Genomic DNA, 26,094 nt, shown 5'->3' on the forward strand with positions numbered 1-26,094 from the left:
CTGCCGGCGACAACGCAAGGGGGAAAAAATGATCGGCAACATCCTGGTCGGGCTGGTGGCCTTGATCCATGCCTACATCGTCTATCTGGAGATGGTGCTGTGGGACACGCCGCGCGGACACAAGGCTTTCAACCTGACACCCGAATTCGCCAGCGCCTCCAAGGTGCTCGCCGCCAATCAGGGGCTCTACAACGGCTTCCTCGCCGCCGGCCTCATCTGGGGGCTTTACCTCGGGGCGGCCGGTTTCCAGGTCAAGGTTTTCTTCCTGCTGTGCGTGGCTGTTGCCGGCCTCTATGGCGCGGCAACGGTTGGCCGCAAAATCCTGTTTATCCAGACCGCGCCGGCGATTGCCGCGCTGATCGCGGTCTGGCTGGGCTGGTAAAAAGGACGCCCGCGGGATGGCTCCCGAAAGCGCCAGGTGGTCCCTTCCTCTTGGACCGTTTCAGCCGCTGTGGTCTCAGCCGTTCGGGTAGTTGCCGCCGTCGTCGCCGTCGCCCATCAGGAAACCGCTGCCGGTATCGACCCTCAGGCGCTGGTCGACATTGTCGAGCCGGCGCAGCAGGTCATGATATTGCGCGGCCGGTATCCTGCCGTGATCGGACGCGGCGACTTTCTCTGCCGCCTGACCGATGTGGGCCGTGCGCATTTCCAGGCGTTCCGCCACGGCCGGGGTGATGTTGTTGGCCTGTCTTGCATCCACGATGCCCTGCCGGACGCCCTGCACCTGTGCGATAAGCGCCTCGACACGCGGGCCAGTCATGTCGGTCGCATCGGCCGCGTCGAGAGCGCCCTTGTGATGGCCCGCGGCATAGGCGCCGGCAAGCGGAACGGCGATGAGGAACGCCGTGAGTGTAGCAGTTCTAAGCGAGGTCTTGAAAGAGCGCATCACGCGTCTCCTCTTGTAGAGGAAGGCGGCGGTTGTCCGCCTGCCTTCCGGCCTTGGGCCGTCCGGTTCCGTCGCGTCGCGATGAGGGGGTTCATCGCCGGCGGTTCTCGGCCCGGGCGGCAAGTTAGGATCGCCCTGCGACAATGTGTAATTAAAAAAAGATAATCTTTTCAGGCCTTGTCGGCCTCTATCTGCGCCCTAGAGTTGAGCCGACGAACAAGTTCGCGTGATTTTGGATCAACGTTCGGTGAGCTTCAGTTCAATACGGCGGTTCTTATTGCGCGCCTCTTCGGTGTCGGCGGGGTCGAGCGGCTGGAACTCACCGAAACCGGCGGCTACGAGCCGGTTGGCAGGCACGCCGTTTTCGATCAGGAATTTCACCACCGAGGTCGAACGCGCCGTCGACAGCTCCCAATTGTCGCGGTAGCGGCCGGCGCCGGAGAGCGGCTTATTGTCAGTGTGGCCGTCGACGCGCAGCACCCAGTTGATCTCGGGCGGGATTTCCTTCTGCAACTCGATGATGGCGTCGGCGAGCTTCTTCATCTCGACCTTGCCGGCATCGTTGATCACCTCGGAGCCGGTCGGGAACAGCACTTCCGACTGGAAGACGAAGCGGTCGCCGACGATACGGATGTTCTCTCGGTCGGCGAGGATTTCGCGCAAGCGGCCGAAGAAGTCGGAGCGGTAGCGGTTCAACTCCTGCACGCGCTGTGCCAGTGCGACGTTGAGGCGTCGGCCGAGGTCGGCGATCTTGGTGTTGGAATCGCGGTCGCGGATTTCGGAGACGTTGAGCGCATCCTCGAGCGCGCCGATCTGCTTGCGCAGTGCCGCGATCTGCTGGTTGAGGATCTCGACCTGGCTCAGCGCCTGCTGGCTGATCTGGCGCTGGTTGTCGAGTTCGCCGCCCAGCGCCGCGGCACGCTGGTTGGCGGCGTCGCCGGCACCGGCGCCTTGCGCCAGCAACTGTTGGAGCCGGCTCCTTTCCGCTTGCGCGGCTGACAGCGACGCCTGCAGATTGGCCAGTGAATCATCCTTGTCCTGCGCCGTCGAGCGCTCCAGCGCCAGCAGCTGGGTCAGCTCGTTGATTTGCGAGTTGAGGCGCGAGAGTGCCGTATCCTTGCCGGAGATTTCGCGTCCCAGCAGGAACTGCGCCAGCACGAAGACCGTGAGCAGGAACATGATGGCCAAAAGCAGCGTCGACAGCGCGTCGACGAAACCCGGCCAGTAGTCGATGCGGCGATCGGTGCGCCGGCCCCTGGCGAGTGCCACTTCAGTGAACTCCGGGCTTCTTCAGGGCATCGGCGATCTTTTCCAGCGTGTTTCGCATCGCCTTCTGCTCGTCGGACTGGGCTTCGACCCAGTCGCGCATGATCTGCTGTTCCGAGCGCATGTTCTTGACCAGGCCGGAAATGCCGTCGGCGAGATTGGCCATGGCGGTGGCGACGCGCGGGTTGGAGCCGCCGCCATTCTCCTGCATCGAGCGCAGCCGTTCCGACAGCACCCGGATCTCGTCGGAGGATTCGGTCTTGGCTGGGTCGGCGACGACGATGTCCGACGACAGGTCGGTCACCGAGGACAGCCAGTTTTCCAGTTCGGTGTAGAAGCGTGTCTGGGCGCGACCGGCCTGCAGGTCGAGGAAGCCGAGCACCAGCGAGCCGGAGAGGCCGAACAGCGAGGACGAGAAGGCGGTGCCCATGCCGGCCAGCGGCGCCGAAAGCCCCTGCTTCAGGGAATCGAGCACCGCGGCGGCGTCACCGGTGCCGGGATCGAGCGATTCGATGGTCTCGCGGATCGAACCGATGGTGTTCAACAGTCCCCAGAAAGTGCCGAGCAGGCCGAGGAACACCAGCAGGCCGACGAGATAGCGCGAGGTGTCGCGGCTTTCGTCGAGGCGGGTGGCGATGGAATCGAGCATGGTGCGCATCGAACTGGTCGAGAAGGCCGTCGCCGAGGAGCGGCCGATCATCGCCTTCATCGGCGCCAGAAGCACTGGTTCTGTCGTTTCCGAGCCGGCACGGAAGGAGTTGACCCAGCGCACTTCGCGAAACAGTCGCCCGACCTGGGCGAAGGCCAAAAGGATGCCGACCACCAGCACGCCGACGATCAGGCCATTGAGGCCGGGATTGCTGCCAAAAGCGGTTGAGATCTGTCGGGTGAGGATGGCGGCGATGAAGGCGACGATGACCAGGAAGATCACCATGGTCAGCAGAAAGACCTGCGGGCTCGATAATTTATGCGGGTCGTAGATCAGGACATCAGAACGTCTGCCCATGCCGAAGGATCTGAGAAAAGCCATCCGTGCCCCGTTTCCGATGCCGCCGCCGATCACGTAAACCGCGACTCTAAACGGAATTGTGACCAAATTGAATGGCGCTTGGCAATATTGCCGCGTCGAGAATGTCAGAGGCGATTGATGACCAGACAGTCGACCATGGCGGCCAGATGCAGGCCGGCGCCGGTGACGACGAAACCGTGCCACAGCGCGTTGTGGAAGCGCAGCCCCTTCCAGGCGAAGAAGATGACGCCGCAGGAGTAGACGATGCCGCCTGCGACGATCAGCGCTATCGATGTCGTCGGCAGCGTCTGGACAAGTGGCTTGACCAGGATGATGCCGCTCCAGCCGATGGCGAGATAGAAACCGATCGCCAGCCGGTCGAAACGGCCGGGAAAGAACACCTTGATGGCAATACCCAGCACTGCCGCGGCCCAGACCAGCACGATCATCCAGCGCGCCAGCGGCGAGCCTTCGAGCTGCGCCAGGAAAGGCGTATAGGTCGCGGCGATCAGCAGATAGATCGCGGCGTGGTCGAAACGCCGCAACACCCATTTTGCCGGCGACGACACCGGCCACAGATTGTAGGTCATCGACACCGAGAGCACGGTGAGCAGCGAAACCACGTAGAAGGCGGCGGCGATGTATTCGCCAGGTCCGACACGAAACGCCGCCAGCGCCAGCAGTGCCGACCCTGCCGCGATCGCCAGCACGATGCCGACCGCGTGGACGATACCGTCTGCGATCATCTCGGCACGCGAATAGTGCCAGCGTCCGATGAACGGGATATCGGGGTAGGGTTGGTTGTCTCTCACTAAGCCGGGTTCCTGCACCGCGCCCTTCAATTTGGGCGCATGCCGGGCAGTATTTCAAGCTTCCATTGCGGTTTTGCGACTGCGGCGCATCAGCGCGGCGTGGCTGTCAGCGGGAGGAGAGCGGCTTCTTCACGACCTTCAGCAAAGCGCGCTGGATGATCTCGTTGCCGGCGACGACCGAGCCGTTGTCGAGCATGTCCTGGCCGCCATCCATGTCGGAGACGAAGCCGCCCGCCTCGCGGATCAAAAGCAGCCCGGCGGCGATGTCCCAGGCCGACAGGCCAGTTTCCCAGAAGCCATCCATGCGGCCGGCGGCGACATAGGCGAGATCGAGCGATGCGGAGCCGAGGCGGCGGACGCCGGAAACCTCGGCCATGACATTGCGCAGTTCGACCAGGAAATTGCCGTGGTGGCCGCGGCCGAGATGCGGCATGCCGCAGCCGATCACGGTGTCGACCAGCTTGATGCGGCCGGCGACGCGCAAGCGGCGGTCGTTCATGAAGGCGCCGCCCCCGCGTTCGCAGGTGTAGAGTTCGTCCATCGCCGGATTGTAGATGACGCCGGCGACGATCTGGCCCTGGCGCTCCAGCGCGATCGAAACGGCAAAGAGCGGAATGCCGTGCAGGAAATTGGTGGTGCCGTCGAGCGGGTCGACGATCCAGCGATGCTGGCCGTCGTCGCCTTCAACCACGCCGCGCTCTTCCATCAGGAAGGAATAGCCGGGCCGAGCCTTGGACAATTCGGCAAAGACGATGTCCTCTGCCTTGCGGTCGGCCTGGCTGACATAATCGCCGGGGCCCTTCATCGAGACCTGCAGGTTCTGCACCTCGCCGAAGTCGCGCGACAGCGAGCGGCCGGCCTTCATTGCGGCCTGGACCATGACGTTGAGAAGGGCTGAGCGTGCCATAGTGCTTTTTCCCGGTGCTGCGCTTTAAATTCTGCCTCGATGCATGTCGGTGACCCGGAACCCGGCCACTTCTGGGCGACATGCGTCAGTCGGCGCGGCGCACGTAAGTGATTTCGTTGGTGTCGACGATGATGCGCTCGCCGGCGCCGATGAAGGGCGGCACCAGGACGCGGATGCCGTTCTCCAGGATCGCCGGCTTGTAGGACGATGCCGCCGTCTGACCCTTCACCACCGGGTCGGCCTCGGTGATGGTCAGCGTCACATAGTCGGGCAGCGAAATGCCGATCGGCCGCTCTTCGTAGAGCTGGACCGTCACCATCATGCCGTCCTGCAGGAAGGCGGCGCGATCGCCGACGAAGTCCTTGTTCAATTCGAGCTGCTCGTAGCTCTGGGTGTCCATGAACACCAGTGCGTCTTCCTGCGCGTAAAGGAACGAAAAATCCTTCAGGTCGAGCCGGATCTGTTCGACGATCTCGGCCGAGCGGAAGCGCTCGTTGAGCTTGGTGCCGTTGATGAGGTTCTTCAGTTCGACCTGATTGTAGGCGCCGCCCTTGCCGGGCTTGACGGTGTTGGTCCTGACCGCCACCCAAAGCCCGCCATCATGCTCGATGACATAGCCGGGACGGATTTCGTTGCCATTGATCTTGGCCATGATGAGATGATCCGGAATGATGCCAACGGCCACGCCATCGGTATGGATGTTCGCTGGGAAAGCGATTTCGGGCTCCCAAGACCACAAATCGCCAGAAGAGGCAAGGGAGCGGGCAGGTCGGTGCCAGGCGAGGGGAGCCGAGGTTACACTTGCAATGACCGCGAGAACCGCCGTCAAGGCAGCCGGTTGGCCTTCTGCAGCGCCTGCCTGGTCTGGTCGTCGTCCAGCCCCTGCAGGAAGTCGTCCATCTGTGGGTCGATGAGGCCGGCACGGCGGGCGACGACGTACCAGGCGCCGGCAAGCACAAGGTCCGGATCGGTGCCGATGCCTTGCATATAGAGCTTGGCCAGGCGGTTCTGGGCGGCGACATTGCCGCCCTCCGCCGCCTGCTTCATCCAGCCGAAGGCGGATTTCAGGTCGCGCGCACCGCCGCGGCCTTCGATCATCCAGGCGGCGAGATCGATCTGCGCGGTGTCGTAGTTCTGCCTTGCGGCCTGCGCCAGCAGGCGCCTTGCCTGGGCGTCGTCACGTGGCTTGCCACCGACACCGTTGGCGTAGATCTGCGACATTGCATATTGCGCGTCCGCGAGGCCGGTCGCGGCGGCGCGCTCATAGTAGGAAACCGCCTTGGCCATGCCGGCGTCGCCGGGGTCCTGCTGGACCAGCATCTGCGCGAAATTGAATTGCGCCAGCCGGTTGCCGGCTTCGGCGGCGGCCTGCATCAAGGCGTAGGCCTCTTTTCCATCCTTTTTGACGTAGCGGCCGTCGAGCAGCATCAGCGCATACTGGAACTGCGATTCCGGCACACCCTGTTCGGCGGCCAGCGCGTACCATTTCGCCGCTTGCGCCGAATTGACCGGCACACCGAGCCCCCGCGACAGGATATCGGCCACCAAGGTCTGCGCCGCCGGATCGCCGTTTTGCGCCCGGACCAATGCCAGATTGTAAGCTGTCTTGTAGAGACCGCGCTGGAAGGCGCCATAGGCCGCGTCGGCGGGTTTTGCGCCGAAGCGGTCGGGATTGACCGTGTCGGCCGACGGCAGCGGCGCGGGCTCGGCCGTGGTAGCGGGCTGCGGCAACGGCTTGTCGATCGGCTTGTCGGTGTGGACGCCGATTTCCGGCTTGGGCTGCGGCAGGGGGATGGTCTCCGCGGCGGCAGCCTGGACCATCAGCACCGCAAGCAGAGCCTGGAGGGGAAGCGTCGCCGAGGACATTTCAGTCCTCGAAGCGCGGCGCGGTCTCGTCGAGCAGCGCGTTGGCGGTGGCGACCGCTGTCCTGGGATCGGTGCCGTCGGCAAACACGGCGCTCGACAGCGCCACGAATTCAGCGCCGGTGGCGCCCACCGCTTCGACCGAGGCGATGTCGGATCCGGCCATGACGATGCAAGGGATCTGGATCATGTCCGCCCACCATGCGCCGAGCGACAGGTTGCGCGGGTGCGGTTCGGGCTTGTTGTCGTAACCGAAGCGGCCGAAGAAGATGTAGTCTGGCCGCGTCTCGCCAAGCTCGAGCGCGTCGTCACGTGTCTTGGCGCCGCCGGTGCCGACCATCATCTTTGCCTGGAAATGCTCGATCATCTCGGCAAGTTCGGCCTTGGAGACCTCGACATGGATGCCGTCGGCCTGGACGCGGCCGGCTATGCGGGTGTCGCCGGCGATGATGACAGCAACGCCGGCGGCTTGCGCTGCCGGCACGATCTGTTCGGCGAAAGCCTGGAAGGAGGCTTCATCCATGCCGTTCTCGGGCAGGATCAGCGAAGCGACATCGCCGCCATCGAATGCCGCGACAATACGGGCCGCCGGCACGCCGGACGGCGCGATCAGCACGATGCGACAGCGATTGGGGGGCGTTGCTTCATTCATGGTTCTTCGGGTCCCGCGTTTCGCCTATGCCGGGCGAAGATGGTTGGATTGCGGCATAGAGCAAAGTGCCCGCTTTGAACAGGCGGGCAGCCGGGATCGCGATGTTTGACCCGCCGGGCATCCGGCGGGGCGCTTCATTTGATCGGGTGCGGACTCGCCACGGGCGGTTTGCCCTTCCACAGCGTCCAGCCGAGATTCATGCCGGCGGCGGCGATCAGGATGGCGGTGGCGCCGGCGACCTGACTCAGATGCAGCCGATGGCCGAAGGCGACGACATCGACCAGGATGGCGACGATCGGATAGATGAAGGACAGCGATCCCTGCAGATGCGTCGGCAGCTTCTGGATGGCGCCGTACATCAGTATGTACATCAGGCCGGTATGGACGATGCCGAGCGTCGCCAGCATGGTCCAGCTCCAGGCATCGGCCGGAAGCTCTGCAAGATTGGCGAAAGGCGCCAGCATGACGACGCCGACGCAGACCTGGATCAGCGCGATGAGGTGCGGCGGCGTGCCCTTGAGCTTCTTGGTGACGATGGCGGCGACGGCCCAGAAGAAAGCCGCGCCCAACGCCATGACGATGCCGGTGAAATAATCCGTGCCGATATCGCCGGCATCGGGAGCCGACTGCACGATCAGAACCATGCCGGCGAAGGCGATGGCCAGCCAGGTCAGCTTGGTCAGGGTCAGCCGCTCGGCGAAGAAAAGCGCACCGAAGCCGACCAGCATGAAAGGCTGCGTGTTGTAGACAGCGGTGGCGATCGAGATCGACGCGCGCGAGAATGCGCTGAACAGCAGCAGCCAGTTGACGACGATGGCGACGCCGCCGAGCGCGGCGATGCCGATGATGCGCAGCGACAGCCTGTTGCGCAGCAATCCCAGCCCGGCGCAGATGATGAGCAGCGTCAGCGCACCGAAAGCGCAACGCCAGAACACCACATCCATGATCGGCTGGCCGGACAGGACGACGAACCATCCGATCGTTCCCAGGATGGCCATTGCGGCTGACATTTCGACCGTGCCGCGCACCGTTTCGTTCACAACAAACCTCCATATCGGTTGAGCCGCCATAATCTCATGCTGCCGCGAAGCTTTCCATCTGATTGGAAAGGGTGTATGGCCGGTGGCCTAATTATATTAGGAGAAAACTCCAAACTATCGGGGAAAGAAAAAGATGCTGGACGATCTCGACCGAAATCTCCTTGAAATCCTGGTCAAGGATGCACGGACCTCGCTGAAGGAACTGGCCGCCCAGGTCGGGCTGTCGTCGCCAAGCGTTTCGGAGCGGCTGCGACGGCTCGAGGAGCGCGGCGTCATCCGGGCGTTCACTGTCGAGATCGATCCGCTGGCGCTCGGCTATACCCTGCAGGCGATCGTGCGCATCCGGCCTTTGCCGGGCAAGCTGCACATCGTCCAGAAGCTGATCGAGGAGATTCCCGAATTCGGCGAATGCGACAAGGTGACGGGCGATGACTGTTTCGTCGCCCGACTGTTCGTGCGTTCGATCGGCGATCTCGACGGGATTTTGGACCGTATCGCCGACAAGGCGGAGACAAGCACCGCCATTATCAAGGCGCAGCCGATCCGGCGTCGGCCGCCGCCGTTTGACGCAACCGCCTCTCGGGATAGGGCAAAGGCCTTGCAGGCCTCCTGATCGAGTTGGGTGGAAAGCCGGTGGCCGGTTGGTTAGTGTGCCGGCCCAAACGAGGCCGGAACCATGGCGCAGAATATATACGATCGTGAGGATTTCTTCGCAGGCTACAGCCAGCTCGGCCGTTCGGTCGAAGGGCTGGAGGGTGCCGCCGAGTGGCCGGCACTGCGCGCCATGCTGCCCGATGTCGGCGGCTTGAGGGTCGTCGATCTCGGCTGCGGCTTCGGCTGGTTCTGCCGCTGGGCCCGCGAGCATGGGGCGGCGCAGGTGCTTGGCCTGGATCTGTCGGAGAAGATGCTTGCCCGGGCAAGGGCCGCCGGCCCCGATGCTGGCATAAGCTATGAGACGGCCGATCTCGATCGGCTCAGCCTGCCGGAAGCCAGCTTCGATCTCGTCTACAGCTCGCTCGCCTTGCACTATGTCGAGGATGTGTCGCGTCTGTTCGGGACCGTGCATCGGGCCCTGGCGCCTGGCGGGCGTTTCGTCTTTTCGACGGAACATCCGATCTTCATGGCGCCGACCAAACCCGGCTGGGTGATCGATAGCGAAGGCCGCAAGACGTGGCCTGTCGACCAATATCTGGTGGAAGGACCGCGCAGCACCGACTGGCTGGCCAAGGGCGTGGTGAAACATCACCGCACGATCGGCACCACCCTCAACGCACTGATCCGGTCCGGCTTCACCATCGGCCATGTCGAGGAATTCCGGCCGACCGATGCGCAAATCGCAGCCAAGCCGGAACTGGCGGAAGAGCTCGAGCGGCCGATGTTCCTGCTGGTCTCGGCTCGGCGCTAGGCACTGGCCGGCGTCGGCCGAGTGTGCCGCCGCCACGCTCATATTTGCTGTCGCTCCGCCGGGCATTCTGGGCTATTCAAGCGTCGACCCGCTTTCCCTCCGGACCAGTCCCCCCTCCCATGTCAGGCCTGCTTCTCGATCCGTGGTTCTATGCGGCTGCCATTCCGGCGGTCATTCTGGTCGGCCTGTCCAAGGGCGGCTTTGGCGGCGCCGTCGGTTTCGTCGGCGTGCCGCTGATGGCGCTGACCATGCCGCCGGTGCAGGCGGCGGCCATCCTGCTGCCGATCCTGTGCCTGATGGACATCGTCTCGGTATGGACATGGTGGGGCGTTTATAACAGAAAGATGCTGGTCGACATGATGCCGGGCGCCGTCATCGGCATCGGCCTTGGCTGGCTGACGGCGGCACTGGTGACCGAAGAGGCGGTGCGGTTGATCGTCGGCGCCGTCGCCATCGTCTTCGTCCTGCGCTGGCTCTATCTGCAGTTCCGCCATGGCGCCGATCACGCTGCCGCGCCCAACCGCGTGGCCGCCGCCGTCTGGGGCACGGTCGCCGGGTTCACCAGTTTCGTCGCCCATGTCGGCGGCCCGCCCTTCCAGGTCTATGCCTTGCCGATCCGTCTCGATCCGAAGGTTCTGTCGGGCACCGCCGCGATCTTCTTTGCCGCCACCAATGCGCTGAAGCTGGTGCCCTATTTCGCGCTCGGCCAGTTCGACACCGCCAATCTGACGGCATCGGCGGTGCTGATGCCGCTGGCGCCGCTGTCGACCATTGCCGGGGCCTGGCTGGTGCGGCGGATGCGGCCGGAAACCTTCTATCCCTTCACCTACGCAACCGTCGCAGTCGTTGCACTGAAGCTGCTGTGGGATGGCATCGCAGGTCCGATGTAGAAAGGCGGCTGCGCCGCCGCCCGTCATCAGGGTCAGGCAGCGCTCGGCACGAGACGGCGGTTGCCGCCAAAGGCCAGTGTGGCGCCGATCAAGACGGCCAGCACCATGCCGGCGAGGATACCGATGTCATGCACGGTCGGCTTGAGCACCATGTCGGCAATGATGACCACCATCACCGCATAGTCGAAGCGCGCCGCGCTCATCATACGCTGGCCGATGGCAAGAACCTCTGGTGTGACGCCCTCTTTGGCGATCATTGCGCCCATGCGCTCGCCGGTCGGTTTGAAGATGAACATGCCGATCGAAAAGGTCGTGGCGTAGCCGGCCAGGCCGATGAGGATCCACAGGTCGGAGAAGCCGACCCAGAACCAGCACATGATGAGGCCGAAAATCAGCGTCAGCATCGACATCGGCGCGAAGAACCTGCCGCCCAGCTGACCGCTGGCGCGCATTGCCTGCAGTTTTTCCTCTATGTTGCCCGCCCGCTCGGCAAGCATGCCCAGCAGGAACAGCACGAAGCCGCCTCCGACCCACAGAATGGCGGTAGTGACGTGGAGGAATTTGACGATCGAGTACCAGTCCATGGGTTGCTCCTGCAGTGTTCCGGTCAGGTTGCGGCGGCGCTGATTTGCGCCGGCCGTCAGAGGAGCGGGCGTTTAGCGTGGCGCCTGTTTCGGAACGATGTCGCGAAAAACCCGGATCTGTTTCAGGCAATGAAGAAGCGGCTGAGATAGTGAACGCGCTATCTGATTTCCTGCTAATGTACGAATCGTCGGGAGGGGGTTGGCGCGACATCGTCCGGAAACATCGCCGATGCTAACGCGCTTAACGCCGGGAGCCCGGTGGCGACAACAATCGCCTGACGATCAACCCATTCCCACAACGGGAAAAGGCAATTCGGGGGACAGACATGCAAGGGGTAGCACGGAATTTCTTCACACTGGCCGTCATCTATTCGCTGTGCGGCATGGCGCTCGGCCTGCACATGTCGATCAGCCAGGATCACGGTCAGATGCCGACTCACGCCCACACAATGGTGGCTGGATGGCTGATGTCGGCGGTCTTCGCCTTCTTCTACCATTTGTTCCCTGCCATCGGGCAAAAGACACTCGCCACCGTTCATTTCTGGCTGACCGCAATCAGCGGCATCGGCCTGCTGATCGGCCTCTACTTCCTGCTTGCCGGCAATGCCGCGATCGAACCGCTGGTGGCGGCCTCCTCGATGGGCTTCTACGCAGCCATGCTGCTGTTCGCCTTCATCGCCTTGCCGGCGATCTGGAAGACGGCCTGAGCTGGACCTGGGGTAAGGTGAGGCTGTGCCGGCGATCTGGAGGACAGCCTGAGCTAGCCTGACGCAGGAGATGCTGTCCTGTTACGGCACAGTATGGCGGCGTTCGGTCAAAAAACATCCGCGCCGTTAAGGCTTCATTAAGCTTTACAGGTGTTTACTATGTTCATCCAGTGATCTGGATTCTTACCGAGTGGTTGGAGCCACTTTGTTTGACGCCTCCCTGTTAAACTCCTGAGAGCCGCCTTATCCGCGGCTCTTTTTTTGTCTTCATTTCCCTTTTTGTCCGCGTCTCAGCGGGGCCGCCCAATGGCGGCTCGCCGTTAACCTTCTGTTAAACATGTGCTTGCCTTCGCCGGTGACGAAGCGCATTTTCAAGCTTCAGTCAGATAGGGTTCCGGGTGTATCGGCAGGGAGCCGAATCGGCCGGTTGCAAGTGCAGGGGCGTATCAATGAACGAGCCTTCGAAGGGCAGTGCGAAAACCGTCAAGCTGGCGGAGCGCCGGGTTTTCTCGCAATCCTTCAAGCCGCTTTACCAGGAAGGCATGGGCCTGGTCGAACAGGCCGCCGAATATCTCGACGGCAAGGGCCGGGCCGAGGCAAAGAAACTGTCGCGGCTGGGCGCCACGCTCTATGCGGCCGAATCGATGCGGCTGACCACCAGGCTGATGCAGGTTGCGTCCTGGCTGCTTTTGCAGCGCGCCGCCAATTCCGGCGAGATGACCCGCGACCAGGTCGCGTCGGAAAAGTCCAAGGTGCGTCTCGACACCGCTTCCGCCCATGACGAAGCCGCCGGCTGGGCCGAGTTGCCCGAGGATTTCCTCGATCTCGTCACCCGCTCGCTGCGCCTGCAAGCACTGGTGCGCCGCATGGACGAGGAGATCTATGGCTCGGGCGCCTTGGTCGACATGCAACCGATGGCTCGCCGCCTCAATCCGGTTTCCGACCAGATCAGCCTGCTCAACACGGCTTTCGCTCGGGGTTAGACCTCGGTCTGTCTTCTGTTTCCGGTTTGTTCACATTTCGCTGGCATCGCTGTGGGCCGGAGGTAAACTCGGCAAATGGCGGAAGCGATTCGCATCATCGGTATCGATCCTGGGCTTCGGCGCACCGGCTGGGGCATCGTCGAAAGCCTCGGCAATTCGCTGCGCTTCATTGCTTCCGGCACTGTGAAGTCCGACGACAAGGCGGCGCTGGCAACGCGGCTGTGCCAGCTGCATGACGGGCTCGCCGAAATCCTGCACAGCGCGATGCCGCACGAGGCGGCGGTCGAACAGACCTTCGTCAACAAGGACGCGGTGGCAACGCTGAAGCTCGGCCAGGCGCGTGGCATCGCCATGCTGGTGCCGGCGCGTGCGGGGCTTGTCGTTGCAGAATATGCGCCCAACGCGGTGAAGAAGGCGGTGATCGGCGTCGGCCATGGCGACAAGAAGCAGATCCACATGATGGTGAAGGTGCTGTTGCCGAAAGCCGTCTTCGATACCGAACATGCCGCTGATGCGCTCGCCATCGCCATCTGCCACGCGCATCACCGGCAGAGCGTGGCCTACAGGATGGCGCTGGCCGGCTAGCTATGTTCTTGACTTGTTCACGCTGCAGGGATAAGTAATACCGCAGAGGTATTACCATGCGCGTGACCACCAAGGGGCAAGTCACAATCCCCAAGCCGATAAGGGACCGTCTGGGCATCGCCCCGGGCTCCGAGGTGGAGTTCGTGGCCACCGACGAGGGTGTTCGGCTGGTTGCCGTCAACGAGAACCTCTCCCAGGAAGAGAAATTGCGCAGGTTCAGCGATGTCCTCGAACAGATGGAGGGGACGTTGGATCTGGGAGGCATGACCACCGATCAGTACATGGAGTGGTTGAGGGGGCCGCGTGAAGATCTCGACGTTGATTGACACAAATGTCCTGATCGATGTTTGGGGTCCAGCCGGACCGATGAAAGGATGGTCGGCATCGGCAATCGCCTCCTGCCGCCGCGACGGCGCGTTGGTGGTCAACACGATCGTCTGGTCCGAGTTGGCGCCGCTGATTGCGACGGAAAGGGCGCTTCGAAAAGCAGTCGACATGCTTGGGATGGATCGCGAACTTGTATCTTGGGACGCGGCGTTCCTTGCCGGCGTCACGCATTCCCGCTATCGCCGGGCCGGTGGCGTCAGGGAAAGAACCTTGCCCGATTTCTTTATCGGCGCTCACGCGACCGTCGCTGGACATCGTCTTTTGACCCGCGACGCTGCTCGCTACCGCAGCTATTTTCCCGACCTCGACATCATCTCTCCTGAAACGCACCCATGAGGGCCTATCTTCCATGAAAGATCTGGCATGATCGGCAAGCTCAAGGGCACGCTCGACGAGGTCGACGAGGATCATTGCCTCGTGGACATCCATGGCGTCGGCTACGTCGCCTATTGCTCGGCGCGTACGCTGGCGGCGCTGCCTTCGCCGGGCGAAGCGGTGGTGCTGTTTATCGAGACCTATGTGCGCGAGGACATGCTGCGTCTCTACGGCTTCCAGTCGGTGCTGGAACGCGAGTGGTTCCGGCTGCTGATGAACAATGTTCCGGGCGTCGGCGCCAAGGTGGCGCTGGCCATCCTGTCGACGCTGGCGCCGGCGGATCTCGCCAACGCCATTGCGCTGCGCGATATCGCCATGGTTTCGCGCGCGCCCGGCGTCGGCAAGAAAGTGGCCGAGCGCATCGTCACCGAGTTGAAGAACAAGGCGCCGGCCTATGCCGGAACCGCCTCGGGCACCATCGGCCTGAAACAGGAACTCGGTGACGGCGTGGCATCCGCGCCCATCACCGACGCGGTCTCGGCGCTGGTCAATCTCGGCTATTCGCGCGACACCGCCGCCAATGCTGTGGCGGCGGCGCTGAAGACGGCGGGCGAGGATGCCGATGCGCCAAAGCTGATCCGCTTCGGGCTGAAGGAACTGGCGCGGTGAACCGTCGCTTGTTCAGCTCCTTGCCGTGTGTAAGGAAGGCGTCATGAGCCTGTCGCCCCGCCTGATTGCGCCGGAAAAACGCGGCGAGGATGCCGAGCAGACCTTGCGGCCGCAGACGCTCGACGATTTCGTCGGCCAGGCGGCGGTGCGGGCCAATCTCAAAGTGTTCATCGAGGCCGCCAAAGGCCGCAACGAGGCGCTCGACCATGTGCTGTTCGTCGGGCCGCCCGGTCTGGGCAAAACGACGCTGGCGCAGATCATGGCGCGCGAACTCGGCGTCAATTTCCGCTCGACCTCGGGTCCGGTCATCGCCAAGGCCGGTGATCTTGCCGCGCTGCTGACCAATCTCGAGGAAGGCGACGTGCTGTTCATCGACGAGATCCATCGGCTGAGCCCGGCGGTGGAGGAGATCCTTTATCCGGCGATGGAGGATTTCCAGCTCGACCTGATCATCGGCGAAGGACCGGCGGCGCGTTCGGTCAAGATCGACCTTGCCCGCTTCACGCTCGTCGCCGCCACCACGCGGCTCGGCCTGCTGACCAATCCGCTGCGCGACCGTTTCGGCATTCCGGTACGGCTCAATTTCTACACGGTCGAGGAGCTGGAGCAGATCGTGCGGCGCGGCGCGCGCATCCTGCAAATGCCGCTTGGCGACGACGGTGCGCTGGAGATCGCGCGGCGTGCGCGCGGCACGCCACGCATCGCCGGCCGGCTCTTACGCCGTGTGCGCGATTTCGCCTCGGTGGCCGGCGACGGCCATGTCGACCGCAAGATCGCCGACGAGGCGCTCACCCGGCTGGAGGTCGATGCGCTCGGCCTCGACGCGCTCGACCGGCGGTATCTCAGCATGATCGCGCGCAATTTCGGCGGCGGGCCGGTCGGCATCGAGACGATCGCCGCCGGCCTGTCAGAGCCGCGCGATGCCATCGAGGACATCATCGAGCCCTATCTGATCCAGCAGGGCTTCATCCAGCGCACGCCGCGCGGCCGCATGCTGACGGCCAATGCCTGGCGCCATCTCGGCCTCGACGCGCCGAAGGATCTGGCACAGCAGCAGATCAACCTGTTCCAGGAAGAGTAATTTTCCAGTGCGCCGCCCGTCGTCTCGGGTATTGGCTCAGCATTGCGTCGGTACGTTTTTTGAATGCGCCCGGAATCTTCTCGGTCGATCTTGGCTGAGCGATCAATGCAGCCCGCGGATCACGTCCATCACATCCGGCTCGGCTTTGTCGCCATTGAAGGCGTCGACGATGCCGAAGGCGCCGCCATAACTCCACACCGAACATGAGAAGCCATGTGCTTCGGCACGCCCGATCATGTCCCTGACATAGGCGGCCCGGTACCCGGCGGGCATCACATAGGAATTGCCATATTCCTGGCGGATCATGCCGAACTCGCCCAGCGTGATGTTTTCAGGCCTGACGCCATTGGCACTCGCCCATGCCTCGACCTTTTTGAACGGCGCATCCATGAGGCCCAGCAACTTGTCGGGACTGTCCATGCTGGCGACCTGTTCGTCGAGATAGGCAAGCAGGCCGCTCTGCCGTGTCCACGGCGCTTCGGCCTTGATCCTGGCGCGGATGGTGTCGAGCGTCACGTCGAGCTGTGCCTGCGGCACCGCGGTCAACGGATAGGGCAGGCCGGTCACATAGGGGATGAAGTCGCCGGCCCAGGTCGCTCCCTGATGGGTGAGCAGGAACGGATCGTAGGAATGGAAGGTCCAGATGACGTTATCGTCAGGGATCGCCTTCGGGTCGATCTTCTCCAGCGAGCTCGCCGCGGAATAGCAGGCGCCGGTCAGCACGAGGGTCAGTTTCGTCGCCGAGGATCGCGCCGCGGCGAACAGTTTGCGCTGGCGGTCCGGCCACAGGCTGGTGCCATCACTGTCGCAGTCGACGATCGGTTCGTTCATCGGCTCGAAGGCGACCTGGGTGGGATCTTCGCCGGCCAGCGTGCGGGCCATCTTGCGGACCATCTCGAGATAGGCGTCGAAGGTCCGCGGGTCGTCCATTACTTGCGCCATGCCGATCTTGCGGCTGCCGCCGGCCGGGATCAGGTGCATGTCGACGACGACCTTCAGGCCGGCGCGGTTGATCATGCGCACGGATTCCAGCACGCTGGCATAGAGATCGTCACGCAAGGTCACGGTCTGGTCGGACAGAAAGGGCGATGGATCGACCGGCATGCGCAGGAAATCGAAGCCGGCGTCCTTCAGTGCCTTGAGGTCGTTCTCCCCAAGGAATTTCCGCCATTCCGGATAGGGCAGGATGGCCTTGGCGTCGCCCCACTGGTCTTCACCGGGCCATGTGACCCATTGGTCGAGGTTGAGGCCGCGCTTAATCGAGAATGTCGCGGTCTGGCCAGGCAGCGCCAAAGCCATCAGCACGAACAGCGCCGCCGTCAAACTCTTGATCATCGCCGTCAACAGTGCCATCCGATGTTATGTTCCGCGGGAAACTGGTGCCTCGCCGGGGCTGAAAAAGGAAGCGCAATGGGCGATCATGGTGAATCGGCGACGCTGCTGGCCGGGCTTTCCGGCGCGCTGACCACGTTCGGCCACCGGCTGATGGCGCGGGTCTATTATGCCGACACCGATTTCTCCGGCGTCGTCTACCATGCGCGCTATCTCGAATTCTTCGAACGCGGTCGCTCCGACTATCTCCGGCTGACCGGCGTGCACCACACAGAGCTTGCCGACGGCAAGCATGGCGAAAGAATAGTCTGGGTGGTGCGCCGTATGGAGATCGACTTTCGCGGCCCCGCCCGTATCGATGACATCCTGACGGTCGACACCCGCACCGAGGAGATTTCCGGCGCGCGCATCTTCATGGCGCAGCAGCTCAAGCGTGGCGACGAACTGCTGGTCGAGGCCAAGGTCGAGGCGGCGATCATCGGTGAGAATGGCCGCCCAAGGCGGTTTCCCAGGGTATGGGTGGCGGCATTCATGCCGAGGGTGCGCTGATATTCAGGTGATGCCGGCCTGCAAACAGCAGCTTCCTGCGCTTCCCCGTTCTTCGCATCGCGGTAGAACTGTGCTCACGTACGAAAGTACGCTCCGCTCCGGTTCTCGGAATCTACCGCTTTCGGCTCGGCCTGACCTGAATCTCAGCACACCCTAGGCGCAGCCATTGAATTGATGGCCTTGCCATTGGGCGTGGCAATGCGCCGCGCCTTATATACTAACCCATCCTTAACCATAACGGTTCATGAAGAGATTGGTGAAGATTGGCGTTATCGAACGCCTTCCTTTCACCAATATTTGCCCCGAAAAGGCCGATAACGGCACAGTTTGGGGTTGTTCCGGTAGCTTCGTGCGAACCGACCACAAGGGATGCCAGGGGCCAGCCGCCAGCTTCGCCCGGAAAATCTTAAGGACGTAACGATGGAAAATATCGCACTCGCCGACCCGGGCGCGCAATTGTCGGTTTGGTCGCTGTTCGTTTCGGCCAGCTGGGTGGTCAAGCTGGTCATGATCGGCCTGCTCTGCGCCTCGGTCTGGACCTGGGCGATCATCGTCGACAAGCTGGTTTCCTATGCCCGCATGCGGCTGGCGCTCAACCGGTTCGAACAGGTGTTCTGGTCGGGGCAGTCGCTGGAGGAGCTTTACCGCACGCTCGCCGATCGCAAGACCACCGGCATGGGCGCCATTTTCGTCGCCGCCATGCGCGAGTGGAAGAAGAGTTTCGAGAAGGGCGCCAAGTCGCCGCTCGGCCTGCAGACCCGCATCGACAAGGCGATGGACCTGGCGCTGACCCGCGAGATGGAAAAGCTGGAAGGGCGCCTCGGTTTCCTTGCCACCACCGGCTCGGCGGCACCCTTCATCGGCCTGTTCGGCACCGTCATCGGCATCATGACCTCGTTCCAGGCGATCGCCGGCTCCAAGAACACCAGTCTCGCGGTGGTTGCGCCCGGCATTGCCGAAGCGTTGCTGGCGACGGCCATCGGCCTGCTGGCCGCCATTCCGGCCGTCATTGCCTACAACAAGCTGTCGTCCGATGCGAGCAAGATAGCCGTGCGCATGGAAGGGTTCTCCGACGAGTTCTCCGCCATACTCTCGCGCCAAATCGATGAAAAAGTGGCCCCCAAGGCCTGAGGAGTAGCAGATGGGTATGTCCATGGGCATGGGAGGGCGCGGCGGGCGCGGCCACAGGCGGCGCGGCCGTCACCATGCGCTGATGTCCGAGATCAACGTCACGCCGATGGTCGACGTGATGCTGGTGCTGCTGATCATCTTCATGGTCGCCGCACCGATGCTGACGGTCGGCGTGCCGATCGACCTGCCGGATACGCAGGCCAAGGCGATGAATGCCGACACGCAGCCGATCACCGTCTCGATCAACGCCGCCGGCCAGATCTATCTGCAGGAAACCGAGATCCCGATCGAGGAGCTGGTGGCCAAGCTGCAGGCGATCTCGAAGACCGGCTATGAGGAGCGCATCTTCATCCGCGGCGACAAGTCCACCGACTATGGTACGGCGATGAAGGTGATGGCCCGCATTTCGGCCGCTGGCTACAAGAACATCGGCCTGGTTTCACTGCAGGAACAGGACCAATAGACGCGCGATGAAGACCGGCCTCACCACATCGGTGATCTTGCATACGGCGGCGCTGACCTTCGGCCTGTTCACGCTGACGGCGCCGGCGGCACTTCCGTCGTCCGACGTCGAGTCGGTCGCGGTCGATATCGTGCCCATGGAAGCCATTGCGCAGACGTTGCAGGGCGACAAGAAGGCCGTGATGCATGAAAAGCCGGCACCTGTGCCGACGCAGCGCCCGGACATCGTTCCGGACGCGCAGAAGGTCGGCGAGAACAGCGTCGACACCGACAAGCCGATAACGCCGGAAGCCAAGCCGAAGCCCGTCGACACGACCTCGGCGCCGCCGCCCGCGCCGACCCCGATCGAAAAGCCGAAGCCCGAGGACGTGCCGAAGCCGCAGGAGAAGCCCAAGCCCACCCCGGCAACGGAAGTGGCGCCGGCGCCGACGCCCAAGGAAGAGGTCAAGCCCGAGCCGGTCAAGCAGGCCGACCCCAAGCCGACACCGGCCAAGCCGGCGCCAACCCCGCCACCGCAGGACAAGACTGCTGCCATCGATCCGACGCCCGAGGTCAAGCCTGACGCCGTCGCTGAAGCCATAGCGCAGGAGCCGCCCGCCGAGGCGACGCAGCTGCCGGATTCCGCTCCCGCGCCGGAAGCGCGGCCGAAGCCGCAGCCGGCGCAGGCCGAAAGCGCCAAGGCGCCGGAACGCAAGAACGCCGACAAGCCGGTCAAGGAAGCGTCGTCGAAGCCGAAGTCCGACGACAAGCAATTCAACGCCGACGAGATCTCCGCGCTCCTCGACAAGCAGAAACCATCCGGCGGTGGCGCCAAGCGCTCGACCCAGCAGGCGTCGCTCGGCGGCGACAAGGATCAGGGCCAGAAGCTTTCCAGGTCCGAAATGGGTGCTCTGGAAAGCCAGCTTGGCGGCTGCTGGACCCTTCCCGCGGGCCTTGAAGGTTCCGAGAACTTCGTCGTCGTGGTGCGGTTCAACCTGGATGGCTCCGGCAAGCTGGATGGACGCCCGGCGGTCGAAACGTCGAGCGGAAACCGCCAGTTCGACGAAAGTGCCGTTCGTGCCGTGCAAAAATGCGATGTCACCGGCCTGCAAGTTCCCGCCGGCAAGCAGGACATCTGGGCCGACGTCCGCGTCACCTTCGATCCAAGGGAGATGCTGGGCCTCTAAGGCCCGGGTATCCGAAAATCAGTACGAGAAGCGAGAAGACATGAAATCAATCCTCAAGCCGCTCCTGATGGTCGCAGCAATGGCGATGGGCATGACCGCTGCCAGCACGTTGCCGGCGCTGGCGCTGGTCGAGCTCAACGTCAACAAGGGCAATGTCGAGCCGCTGCCGATCGCCATCACGGATTTCCAGGGCGGCGACGCGCTTGGGGCGCAGATTTCGCAGATCGTCACCGCGGATTTGAAGCGTTCGGGTCTGTTCGCTCCGATCGACAAGAGCGCCTTTATCGAGAAGATCACCAACCCCGATGCAGCACCGCGCTTCGACGACTGGAAGGTGATCAACGCGCAGGCGCTGGTCACCGGCAGCGTCAGCAAGGAAGCCGACGGCCGCATCCGCGCCCAATACCGGTTGTGGGATACCTTTGCCGGCCAGCAGATGGCCGGCGAGCAGTTCTTCGCCAACGACGCCAATCAGCGGCGTGTCGCCCACATCATCGCCGACGCCATCTATGAGCGGCTGACCGGCGAAAAAGGCTATTTCGACACCCGCGTCGTCTTCATCGACGAATCCGGCGCCAAGAATGCGCGCAAGAAGCGCCTCGCGATCATGGACCAGGACGGCGCCAACGTTCGCTATCTCTCGGACGGCAGGTCGATCGTGCTGACGCCGCGTTTCTCGCCGAACCGGCAGGAAATCACCTACATGTCCTATGAAAGCGGCCAGCCGCGGGTCTACCTGCTGCAGATCGAAACGGGGCAGCGCGAACTGGTCGGCAACTTTCCGGGCATGACCTTTGCGCCGCGCTTTTCGCCCGACGGCCAGAAGGTGATCATGAGCCTGCTGCGCGACGACGGCAATTCCAACATCTTCGCCATGGACCTGCGCAGCCGCTCGACGACGAGGCTGACCAACTCGACCGCCATCGACACCTCGCCGTCCTATTCGCCCGACGGCAGCAAGGTGGTGTTCACCTCCGACCGTGGCGGCCGCGCGCAGATCTACGTGATGGGAGCCGACGGCTCGGGCCAGACCCGCATTTCCTTTGGCGACGGCGTCTATTCGACGCCGGTATGGTCGCCGCGCGGCGACCTCATCGCTTTCACCAAGCAGACCGGCGGCGAATTCCAGATCGGCGTCATGAAGACCGACGGATCGGGCGAGCGCATCCTGTCCTCCGGCTTCCAGCAGGAGGGACCGACCTGGGCACCGAACGGCCGCGTGCTGATGTTCTTCCGCGATTCCGCCGGCGGGCCCAAACTGGTTTCGGTCGATCTGACCGGACGCAACGAGCAATCGATCCCGACGGCGAACTTCGCTTCGGACCCGGCCTGGTCGCCGCTGCTTGAATAGAGGAATTGAGGAACTGGGGAATTGAAGAACTGAAGAATGGAGAAGGCGGGCGGCTACATTAATCGCGCGAAGGATCTAGAGGTATACAAACGCGCTTATGTGATTTCTCTTGACGTCCATAAAGCTACGCTCGCTTTCCCGAAAATGGAGCAATACGCACTGGCTGATCAGTTGCGTCGCTCCAGCAAAGGAATCTGCGCCAATTTGGCTGAGGGATTTGCCAAGCAGACTCACTCCAAACCCGAATTCGCGCGGTTCATTTCGATGGCAATGGGGTCATGCAGCGAGGTGGAGACGTGGATTTCCTATGCGTTCGACCTTGGATACATCAGCCAGGCACAACACGACGATTGGCTGCGATCCTATGCCCATATCTACGGCATGCTGATCAATCTGAGAGAAAAGCTGAAGTGAATTCTCTCTTCAGTTCCTCAATTCCCCAACTCTTCAATTCCTCATTTCCATCTCTTTGTCGCGTTTTGGCCGTATTTACGCCTAGGGTCCGCGTGAAATGTGGCTTCAGGCCAACGGGCTGCGGACGGGCAGCTTAAACCAAAATTTAACCGTGTTTCTTGAATGCCGGTTAACCCAAACGTGGTTACTGGGTGATCAACGAAATCACTCAAATTAGACCACTCGAATTACGAAGGAGAGGCGGCATGGGCCGTATTGCAGCACTTACCAGAAACCCGGTCATGATCGCGCTGGTGGCGATGCTCGCCATCGCAGGTTGCGCCTCGAAGAAGACGCCGAACAACGCGGCCGATCTTGGCCTTAACGGCGCCGGCGCCGCAACACCCGGATCGGCGCAGGACTTCACCGTCAACATTGGCGACCGCATCTTTTTCGATACGGACTCGACCTCGATCCGTGCCGACGCGCAGACGACGCTCTCGCGCCAGGCGCAGTGGCTGAACCAGTACAAGCAGTATGCCATCGTCGTCGAAGGTCATGCCGACGAACGCGGCACACGTGAATACAATCTGGCGCTCGGCGCCCGCCGCGCCGCCGCCACCCGTGACTTCCTTGTCGCCAAGGGCGTCTCGGCCAGCCGTCTCAAGACCATTTCCTACGGCAAGGAACGTCCGGTCGCGGTTTGCGACGACATCTCCTGCTGGTCGCAGAACCGCCGCGCGGTCACCACGCTTAGCGGCGCTGGCTCCTGAAGCATCACGCAGCCGACCGGCGCGTCAAGAACGGCGGCCGTCTAGCGGTAAAAATGCAACATACCTGTGCGAAAGGCGGCCCTGGGGGCCGCCTTTTTCACATCCGGATGCCCGAAACAAAATTTGGCCGAAGTCTCGGCTCCTGCTATGAGCCGAGGGCGCTTGGCTGGTCCCATGCTGATTGGAAGGCGCGAACAAGCTAACGAAATCACTGCGAGAGGCACATGCATTTGAGATCGGTTCTGAGCGGCACGCTTGCGCTGCTGCTCCTATCAGGCGTCACCGCCCTGGCTACCGGCACCGGGGCGAGCGGCACAGGGCAATCAACCGACAGCGGCTTTACCTTCCATCTTCCCAGTATCGAATTGCCCAGCCTTTTCGGTCAAAAGAAGAAACCGGACCAGGTTCAGCTGGTGCAGTCCGATCCTGCTGCTGTCACCAGCCTGGAAGAGCAGCTGCGGCAGATGAACGGCAAGATCGAGGAACTCAATTTCCAGGTCCTGCAGATGCAGGAGCAGATCCGCAAGCAGCAGGAAGACAATGAATTCCGCTTCCAGCAGCTGGAAGGCGGCGGCACGCAAGGCGGGCAGCCGCCGGCGCAGAAGAAATCGGACGCCACCACCGGCACCGACAACGATGTGGCGGCGGCCCCGGCAATACGGGCGCCGGCCGATGCCGGCGCCGCGCCCGTCAACGATCAATCGGCAGGCGGCAAGACGGTCGAGGATGTCATCATCGAATCTCCCGACGGCGACCCCGGAAAGGTTATTCCCGGTACGGGAGCGCCGGAAAAGAATTTCGGCACCATCACCGTCGACAAGAACGGCAATGTGATCGATGCCGGCGGCAACACGCAATCGACCGCGCCGGCGCAGGACACCGCGCCAGTCGCCGGGGCGGCGCCCAAGGCCGGAAAATCCGATACGGTGGTCGCGGCGTTGCCCGCCACCAACAACCCGGAAGAGCTTTACCGCAACTCCTACCAGTTCATCCTCTCGGGCGACTACGGCACCGCCGAGCAGGGTTTTCGCGATCACATCGCCCGCTTCCCCAAGGATGCGAAGGCGGCGGACGCGCATTACTGGCTGGGCGAGTCATTGCTCGGCCAGCAGAAATACCGCGACGCGGCCGAGACGTTCCTTGCCGCCAGCAAGGACTACCCCAAGGCCAAGAAGGCTCCCGACATGTTGCTGAAGCTCGGCGTGTCGCTGGTCGGCCTCAAGCAGCATGATGTTGCCTGTGCCACCTTCAGCGAGGTCGGCAAGCGCTACCCTGATATTTCCAGTGCGCTCAAGGAACGCGTCAAGCAGGAGAAGGCTCTGGCTGCCTGCTGATCCTTGTCCTACATGTCGTTGTCCTGAAACCGGGATCACTTTTGGGCGACATGCATTATGCTCGACACCGAGCCGGACCTTTCGACTAACCCTTTTTCGCATATCGATTTTACCAGCGGCGCTGTTGCGGCCGTGTCCGGCGGCAGCGACTCGACCGCCCTGCTCCTTCTTCTCAGACACCATCTCGACCGTAAGGCGCCGGCAACCAGGCTGCTGGCGGTAACGATCGACCACGGTTTGCGGTCCGGTTCGGCTGCGGAAGCGCAAACAGTGGCGAAGCTGTGCGCCAGACTCGGAATTTCACACCGCATCCTGACATGGTCGGGCCCCAAGCCATCGACCGGCCTGCCCGCCGCCGCTCGCGAGGCGCGCTACCGGCTGCTGGCCGAGGCGGCACAAGCCGAAGGCATCGGCCTGATCCTCACCGGCCATACCGCCGATGACCAGGCAGAGACGGTGCTGATGCGGCAAGCGCGCGAGGAAGGATTGGCGCGGGACGGGGGCCAAGGCCATGCCGAAATGGCAGGCCGGGGACTTGCCGGCATGGCGCCGGCCACCTTGTATGACTGGCGCGAGTGGATCGTTCGGCCGCTTCTCGGGGTGCGGCGCGCGGCGCTGCGCGACGTCCTGCGCCGCCAGAATGTCGGCTGGGCCGACGACCCGACCAATATCGACGCGGCCTTCGAGCGGCCGCGTGTGCGGGCCGCCCTTGCCGACAGCAACGGTGCGCAGCGCATCGACGATGCACTGGCGCTGGCCGCGCACGAGGGCCGCGCGCGCAGTCAACTCGGCCTCGCCGCCGCAAGTTTGATCGGCGATTTCGCGACCCGGCTGTCCTGCGGGCTCATTCGTCTTGATCCGCTCTTGCTGAACACAGGCGACGAGCGAGCGGCCGTCTATGCGTTGCGTATCCTGCTGGCCATGACCGGCGGAATTGCCTTCTTGCCGGATCAGGCCCGCAGCGAGGCTCTGTTCGGTCGGCTGAGGGCTGGGTTTCTTTGCGCCACATTGTCGCGGACGGTTGTCGATTCCCGGCGCTCCGGCATCTTCCTGCGCCGCGAGGCGCGCGGCCTGCCGGCCGCCGCAACCCTTACTGGCAGCACCCTGTGGGATGGCCGCCGGCGCATCACATTGAACGACAGCAGCAGCGCATTGTTGATTGCCCCGCTAGGCACGGCAGCGGCGAAGCGGCTGGCGACGGGCCAAGGAAAAGCCCCGCCGAGCCTGATGCGCGCCGCGCTCGCGGCCGAACCGGCGTTGTGGCACGCCGGGGAATGCCTTGGTTTGCCTGGATATGAACTGAAGTCGGCGATGGTGGAAGTGCGGCCGGTCGTTAGTCCCTTTGCCCGCTTCCTGCCGTCCTTCGACCTGGCGCCGGCGCAGGCCGTCGCCGGGCTGATTGGCGCGGCCCCGGTCCCGCCCTTGCCTTTCAGCGGCCATAGTGCCGGCTGATGGTTGCGCGAAAGCTTAACCCAGACGTGCTGTTATGCTTGGCAAGGGGAGGTGCTCTCCCTATGTTAGGCGCAAGTTTCCTCTCATGACGCGTGTCCGCCCCGCGGACG

31 protein-coding genes are annotated in these 26,094 nt (G+C 63.2%); 20 read left to right on the top strand and 11 right to left on the bottom strand.

Annotated elements, in window-relative coordinates; translation table 11 throughout:
* Positions 1–28: 28 nt before the first annotated feature.
* Positions 29–382: a DUF1304 domain-containing protein gene (locus tag NP945_RS20035; RefSeq protein ID WP_127327622.1), complete on the top strand. Its 354-nt coding sequence runs from the start codon at positions 29–31 to the stop codon at positions 380–382.
* Positions 383–457: 75 nt separating this feature from the next.
* Here NP945_RS20035 and NP945_RS20040 read toward each other — a convergent pair whose 3' ends face one another.
* The 9 genes from NP945_RS20040 to NP945_RS20080 all read right to left on the bottom strand — a co-directional run bounded on the left by NP945_RS20040 (position 458) and on the right by NP945_RS20080 (position 8,435).
* Positions 458–886 carry a hypothetical protein gene (locus NP945_RS20040; RefSeq protein WP_256747336.1) on the bottom strand — a complete coding sequence of 143 codons (429 nt, stop codon included), beginning with the start codon at positions 884–886 and terminating at the stop codon, positions 458–460.
* Between the two features lie 237 nt (positions 887–1,123).
* Positions 1,124–2,155, bottom strand: a complete 1,032-nt coding sequence (locus NP945_RS20045; protein WP_127272583.1) for a peptidoglycan -binding protein — start codon at positions 2,153–2,155, stop codon at positions 1,124–1,126.
* A gap of 1 nt (position 2,156) precedes the next feature.
* Complete coding sequence (locus NP945_RS20050; RefSeq protein ID WP_027037204.1) at positions 2,157–3,182, bottom strand: MotA/TolQ/ExbB proton channel family protein; 1,026 nt, start codon at positions 3,180–3,182, stop codon at positions 2,157–2,159.
* A 104-nt stretch (positions 3,183–3,286) separates the two neighbouring features.
* Positions 3,287–3,973 (bottom strand): hemolysin III family protein, encoded by a 687-nt coding sequence (locus NP945_RS20055; RefSeq protein WP_164748660.1) that lies wholly within the window; start codon positions 3,971–3,973, stop codon positions 3,287–3,289.
* 106 nt (positions 3,974–4,079) lie between these two features.
* Positions 4,080–4,880 (bottom strand): inositol monophosphatase family protein, encoded by an 801-nt coding sequence (locus NP945_RS20060; protein ID WP_013529126.1) that lies wholly within the window; start codon positions 4,878–4,880, stop codon positions 4,080–4,082.
* An 85-nt stretch (positions 4,881–4,965) separates the two neighbouring features.
* Positions 4,966–5,532, bottom strand: a complete 567-nt coding sequence (efp, locus tag NP945_RS20065) for an elongation factor P (protein ID WP_256747337.1) — start codon at positions 5,530–5,532, stop codon at positions 4,966–4,968.
* Between the two features lie 173 nt (positions 5,533–5,705).
* The gene (locus tag NP945_RS20070; protein ID WP_256747338.1) at positions 5,706–6,746 is read right to left on the bottom strand and encodes a tetratricopeptide repeat protein; all 1,041 of its coding nucleotides are present in this window, start codon (positions 6,744–6,746) and stop codon (positions 5,706–5,708) included.
* 1 nt (position 6,747) lies between these two features.
* Positions 6,748–7,395, bottom strand: coding sequence for a thiamine phosphate synthase (locus tag NP945_RS20075; RefSeq protein WP_256747339.1), 648 nt, complete (start codon positions 7,393–7,395; stop codon positions 6,748–6,750).
* A 134-nt stretch (positions 7,396–7,529) separates the two neighbouring features.
* Entirely contained in the window at positions 7,530–8,435 is a 906-nt protein-coding gene (locus NP945_RS20080) for a DMT family transporter (RefSeq protein WP_256747340.1), read from the bottom strand.
* A gap of 133 nt (positions 8,436–8,568) precedes the next feature.
* Between NP945_RS20080 and NP945_RS20085 the strand changes: the two genes are divergently transcribed.
* The 3 genes from NP945_RS20085 (at position 8,569) to NP945_RS20095 (ending at position 10,730) form a co-directional block, all read left to right on the top strand.
* Positions 8,569–9,048 carry an Lrp/AsnC family transcriptional regulator gene (locus NP945_RS20085; RefSeq protein WP_256747341.1) on the top strand — a complete coding sequence of 160 codons (480 nt, stop codon included), beginning with the start codon at positions 8,569–8,571 and terminating at the stop codon, positions 9,046–9,048.
* A 63-nt stretch (positions 9,049–9,111) separates the two neighbouring features.
* Positions 9,112–9,840, top strand: a complete 729-nt coding sequence (locus tag NP945_RS20090) for a bifunctional 2-polyprenyl-6-hydroxyphenol methylase/3-demethylubiquinol 3-O-methyltransferase UbiG (protein WP_127398905.1) — start codon at positions 9,112–9,114, stop codon at positions 9,838–9,840.
* Positions 9,841–9,959: 119 nt separating this feature from the next.
* Positions 9,960–10,730: a sulfite exporter TauE/SafE family protein gene (locus NP945_RS20095; RefSeq protein WP_256747342.1), complete on the top strand. Its 771-nt coding sequence runs from the start codon at positions 9,960–9,962 to the stop codon at positions 10,728–10,730.
* A gap of 32 nt (positions 10,731–10,762) precedes the next feature.
* Here NP945_RS20095 and NP945_RS20100 read toward each other — a convergent pair whose 3' ends face one another.
* Entirely contained in the window at positions 10,763–11,314 is a 552-nt protein-coding gene (locus tag NP945_RS20100; RefSeq protein WP_127268486.1) for a DUF2269 family protein, read from the bottom strand.
* Between the two features lie 326 nt (positions 11,315–11,640).
* Between NP945_RS20100 and NP945_RS20105 the strand changes: the two genes are divergently transcribed.
* From NP945_RS20105 to ruvB, 7 genes are all read left to right on the top strand, one after another.
* A complete protein-coding gene (locus NP945_RS20105) occupies positions 11,641–12,021 on the top strand; it encodes a hypothetical protein (protein ID WP_127268487.1) in 381 nt (126 codons plus the stop codon).
* A 449-nt stretch (positions 12,022–12,470) separates the two neighbouring features.
* A complete protein-coding gene (locus tag NP945_RS20110; protein WP_127320883.1) occupies positions 12,471–13,004 on the top strand; it encodes a DUF1465 family protein in 534 nt (177 codons plus the stop codon).
* A 75-nt stretch (positions 13,005–13,079) separates the two neighbouring features.
* Positions 13,080–13,589, top strand: a complete 510-nt coding sequence (ruvC, locus tag NP945_RS20115) for a crossover junction endodeoxyribonuclease RuvC (protein ID WP_127268489.1) — start codon at positions 13,080–13,082, stop codon at positions 13,587–13,589.
* Between the two features lie 56 nt (positions 13,590–13,645).
* Positions 13,646–13,915 carry an AbrB/MazE/SpoVT family DNA-binding domain-containing protein gene (locus NP945_RS20120; protein WP_256747343.1) on the top strand — a complete coding sequence of 90 codons (270 nt, stop codon included), beginning with the start codon at positions 13,646–13,648 and terminating at the stop codon, positions 13,913–13,915.
* Positions 13,893–14,312 carry a type II toxin-antitoxin system VapC family toxin gene (locus tag NP945_RS20125; RefSeq protein WP_256747344.1) on the top strand — a complete coding sequence of 140 codons (420 nt, stop codon included), beginning with the start codon at positions 13,893–13,895 and terminating at the stop codon, positions 14,310–14,312. The genes NP945_RS20120 and NP945_RS20125 overlap by 23 nt, the downstream gene beginning before the upstream one ends.
* 27 nt (positions 14,313–14,339) lie before the next feature.
* The gene (ruvA, locus tag NP945_RS20130; protein ID WP_013529140.1) at positions 14,340–14,960 is read left to right on the top strand and encodes a Holliday junction branch migration protein RuvA; all 621 of its coding nucleotides are present in this window, start codon (positions 14,340–14,342) and stop codon (positions 14,958–14,960) included.
* A gap of 43 nt (positions 14,961–15,003) precedes the next feature.
* The gene (gene ruvB / locus NP945_RS20135; RefSeq protein ID WP_023811851.1) at positions 15,004–16,041 is read left to right on the top strand and encodes a Holliday junction branch migration DNA helicase RuvB; all 1,038 of its coding nucleotides are present in this window, start codon (positions 15,004–15,006) and stop codon (positions 16,039–16,041) included.
* A gap of 102 nt (positions 16,042–16,143) precedes the next feature.
* On the opposite strand, the gene NP945_RS20140 is transcribed toward ruvB, so the two are convergent.
* Positions 16,144–17,394: a glycoside hydrolase family 5 protein gene (locus tag NP945_RS20140; protein ID WP_256747345.1), complete on the bottom strand. Its 1,251-nt coding sequence runs from the start codon at positions 17,392–17,394 to the stop codon at positions 16,144–16,146.
* Positions 17,395–17,451: 57 nt separating this feature from the next.
* Between NP945_RS20140 and ybgC the strand changes: the two genes are divergently transcribed.
* The 9 genes from ybgC (at position 17,452) to tilS (ending at position 25,984) form a co-directional block, all read left to right on the top strand.
* Positions 17,452–17,922 carry a tol-pal system-associated acyl-CoA thioesterase gene (gene ybgC / locus NP945_RS20145; RefSeq protein ID WP_256747346.1) on the top strand — a complete coding sequence of 157 codons (471 nt, stop codon included), beginning with the start codon at positions 17,452–17,454 and terminating at the stop codon, positions 17,920–17,922.
* 420 nt (positions 17,923–18,342) lie between these two features.
* On the top strand, positions 18,343–19,053 hold the full coding sequence (tolQ, locus tag NP945_RS20150; protein WP_013529145.1) for a protein TolQ: 711 nt from the start codon (positions 18,343–18,345) through the stop codon (positions 19,051–19,053).
* A gap of 10 nt (positions 19,054–19,063) precedes the next feature.
* On the top strand, positions 19,064–19,516 hold the full coding sequence (gene tolR, locus NP945_RS20155) for a protein TolR (protein WP_023811855.1): 453 nt from the start codon (positions 19,064–19,066) through the stop codon (positions 19,514–19,516).
* A 7-nt stretch (positions 19,517–19,523) separates the two neighbouring features.
* Positions 19,524–20,681 (top strand): TonB family protein, encoded by a 1,158-nt coding sequence (locus NP945_RS20160; protein WP_127327631.1) that lies wholly within the window; start codon positions 19,524–19,526, stop codon positions 20,679–20,681.
* A gap of 40 nt (positions 20,682–20,721) precedes the next feature.
* A complete protein-coding gene (gene tolB / locus NP945_RS20165; protein ID WP_127270138.1) occupies positions 20,722–22,032 on the top strand; it encodes a Tol-Pal system beta propeller repeat protein TolB in 1,311 nt (436 codons plus the stop codon).
* Positions 22,033–22,068: 36 nt separating this feature from the next.
* On the top strand, positions 22,069–22,446 hold the full coding sequence (locus NP945_RS20170) for a four helix bundle protein (protein WP_256747347.1): 378 nt from the start codon (positions 22,069–22,071) through the stop codon (positions 22,444–22,446).
* A 245-nt stretch (positions 22,447–22,691) separates the two neighbouring features.
* A complete protein-coding gene (gene pal / locus NP945_RS20175) occupies positions 22,692–23,198 on the top strand; it encodes a peptidoglycan-associated lipoprotein Pal (RefSeq protein WP_013529149.1) in 507 nt (168 codons plus the stop codon).
* Positions 23,199–23,422: 224 nt separating this feature from the next.
* A complete protein-coding gene (ybgF, locus tag NP945_RS20180) occupies positions 23,423–24,532 on the top strand; it encodes a tol-pal system protein YbgF (RefSeq protein ID WP_256747348.1) in 1,110 nt (369 codons plus the stop codon).
* A 57-nt stretch (positions 24,533–24,589) separates the two neighbouring features.
* Positions 24,590–25,984 carry a tRNA lysidine(34) synthetase TilS gene (gene tilS / locus NP945_RS20185; RefSeq protein ID WP_256747349.1) on the top strand — a complete coding sequence of 465 codons (1,395 nt, stop codon included), beginning with the start codon at positions 24,590–24,592 and terminating at the stop codon, positions 25,982–25,984.
* The last annotated feature ends 110 nt before the right edge of the window (positions 25,985–26,094 follow it).

It is taken from the genome of Mesorhizobium sp. LMG17149 (genome assembly GCF_024518695.1).
Lineage (GTDB): Bacteria > Pseudomonadota > Alphaproteobacteria > Rhizobiales > Rhizobiaceae > Mesorhizobium.

Excerpts from the sequence above, each read along its gene's own strand:
- NP945_RS20170 (WP_256747347.1), top strand. The coding sequence starts at position 22,069 with ATGGAGAAGGCGGGCGGCTACATTAATCGCGCGAAGGATCTAGAGGTA.
- tolR (WP_023811855.1), top strand. The coding sequence starts at position 19,064 with ATGGGTATGTCCATGGGCATGGGAGGGCGCGGCGGGCGCGGCCACAGG.
- NP945_RS20085 (WP_256747341.1), top strand. The coding sequence starts at position 8,569 with ATGCTGGACGATCTCGACCGAAATCTCCTTGAAATCCTGGTCAAGGAT.
- NP945_RS20050 (WP_027037204.1), bottom strand. The coding sequence starts at position 3,182 with ATGGCTTTTCTCAGATCCTTCGGCATGGGCAGACGTTCTGATGTCCTG.
- NP945_RS20105 (WP_127268487.1), top strand. The coding sequence starts at position 11,641 with ATGCAAGGGGTAGCACGGAATTTCTTCACACTGGCCGTCATCTATTCG.
- NP945_RS20100 (WP_127268486.1), bottom strand. The coding sequence starts at position 11,314 with ATGGACTGGTACTCGATCGTCAAATTCCTCCACGTCACTACCGCCATT.
- NP945_RS20110 (WP_127320883.1), top strand. The coding sequence starts at position 12,471 with ATGAACGAGCCTTCGAAGGGCAGTGCGAAAACCGTCAAGCTGGCGGAG.
- pal (WP_013529149.1), top strand. The coding sequence starts at position 22,692 with ATGGGCCGTATTGCAGCACTTACCAGAAACCCGGTCATGATCGCGCTG.
- NP945_RS20040 (WP_256747336.1), bottom strand. The coding sequence starts at position 886 with ATGCGCTCTTTCAAGACCTCGCTTAGAACTGCTACACTCACGGCGTTC.
- ruvC (WP_127268489.1), top strand. The coding sequence starts at position 13,080 with ATGGCGGAAGCGATTCGCATCATCGGTATCGATCCTGGGCTTCGGCGC.
- NP945_RS20090 (WP_127398905.1), top strand. The coding sequence starts at position 9,112 with ATGGCGCAGAATATATACGATCGTGAGGATTTCTTCGCAGGCTACAGC.
- tolB (WP_127270138.1), top strand. The coding sequence starts at position 20,722 with ATGAAATCAATCCTCAAGCCGCTCCTGATGGTCGCAGCAATGGCGATG.
- NP945_RS20035 (WP_127327622.1), top strand. The coding sequence starts at position 29 with ATGATCGGCAACATCCTGGTCGGGCTGGTGGCCTTGATCCATGCCTAC.
- NP945_RS20120 (WP_256747343.1), top strand. The coding sequence starts at position 13,646 with ATGCGCGTGACCACCAAGGGGCAAGTCACAATCCCCAAGCCGATAAGG.
- NP945_RS20070 (WP_256747338.1), bottom strand. The coding sequence starts at position 6,746 with ATGTCCTCGGCGACGCTTCCCCTCCAGGCTCTGCTTGCGGTGCTGATG.
- ruvB (WP_023811851.1), top strand. The coding sequence starts at position 15,004 with ATGAGCCTGTCGCCCCGCCTGATTGCGCCGGAAAAACGCGGCGAGGAT.
- tilS (WP_256747349.1), top strand. The coding sequence starts at position 24,590 with ATGCTCGACACCGAGCCGGACCTTTCGACTAACCCTTTTTCGCATATC.
- NP945_RS20160 (WP_127327631.1), top strand. The coding sequence starts at position 19,524 with ATGAAGACCGGCCTCACCACATCGGTGATCTTGCATACGGCGGCGCTG.
- ruvA (WP_013529140.1), top strand. The coding sequence starts at position 14,340 with ATGATCGGCAAGCTCAAGGGCACGCTCGACGAGGTCGACGAGGATCAT.
- efp (WP_256747337.1), bottom strand. The coding sequence starts at position 5,532 with ATGGCCAAGATCAATGGCAACGAAATCCGTCCCGGCTATGTCATCGAG.
- ybgF (WP_256747348.1), top strand. The coding sequence starts at position 23,423 with ATGCATTTGAGATCGGTTCTGAGCGGCACGCTTGCGCTGCTGCTCCTA.
- ybgC (WP_256747346.1), top strand. The coding sequence starts at position 17,452 with ATGGGCGATCATGGTGAATCGGCGACGCTGCTGGCCGGGCTTTCCGGC.
- NP945_RS20075 (WP_256747339.1), bottom strand. The coding sequence starts at position 7,395 with ATGAATGAAGCAACGCCCCCCAATCGCTGTCGCATCGTGCTGATCGCG.
- tolQ (WP_013529145.1), top strand. The coding sequence starts at position 18,343 with ATGGAAAATATCGCACTCGCCGACCCGGGCGCGCAATTGTCGGTTTGG.
- NP945_RS20140 (WP_256747345.1), bottom strand. The coding sequence starts at position 17,394 with ATGGCACTGTTGACGGCGATGATCAAGAGTTTGACGGCGGCGCTGTTC.
- NP945_RS20095 (WP_256747342.1), top strand. The coding sequence starts at position 9,960 with ATGTCAGGCCTGCTTCTCGATCCGTGGTTCTATGCGGCTGCCATTCCG.
- NP945_RS20060 (WP_013529126.1), bottom strand. The coding sequence starts at position 4,880 with ATGGCACGCTCAGCCCTTCTCAACGTCATGGTCCAGGCCGCAATGAAG.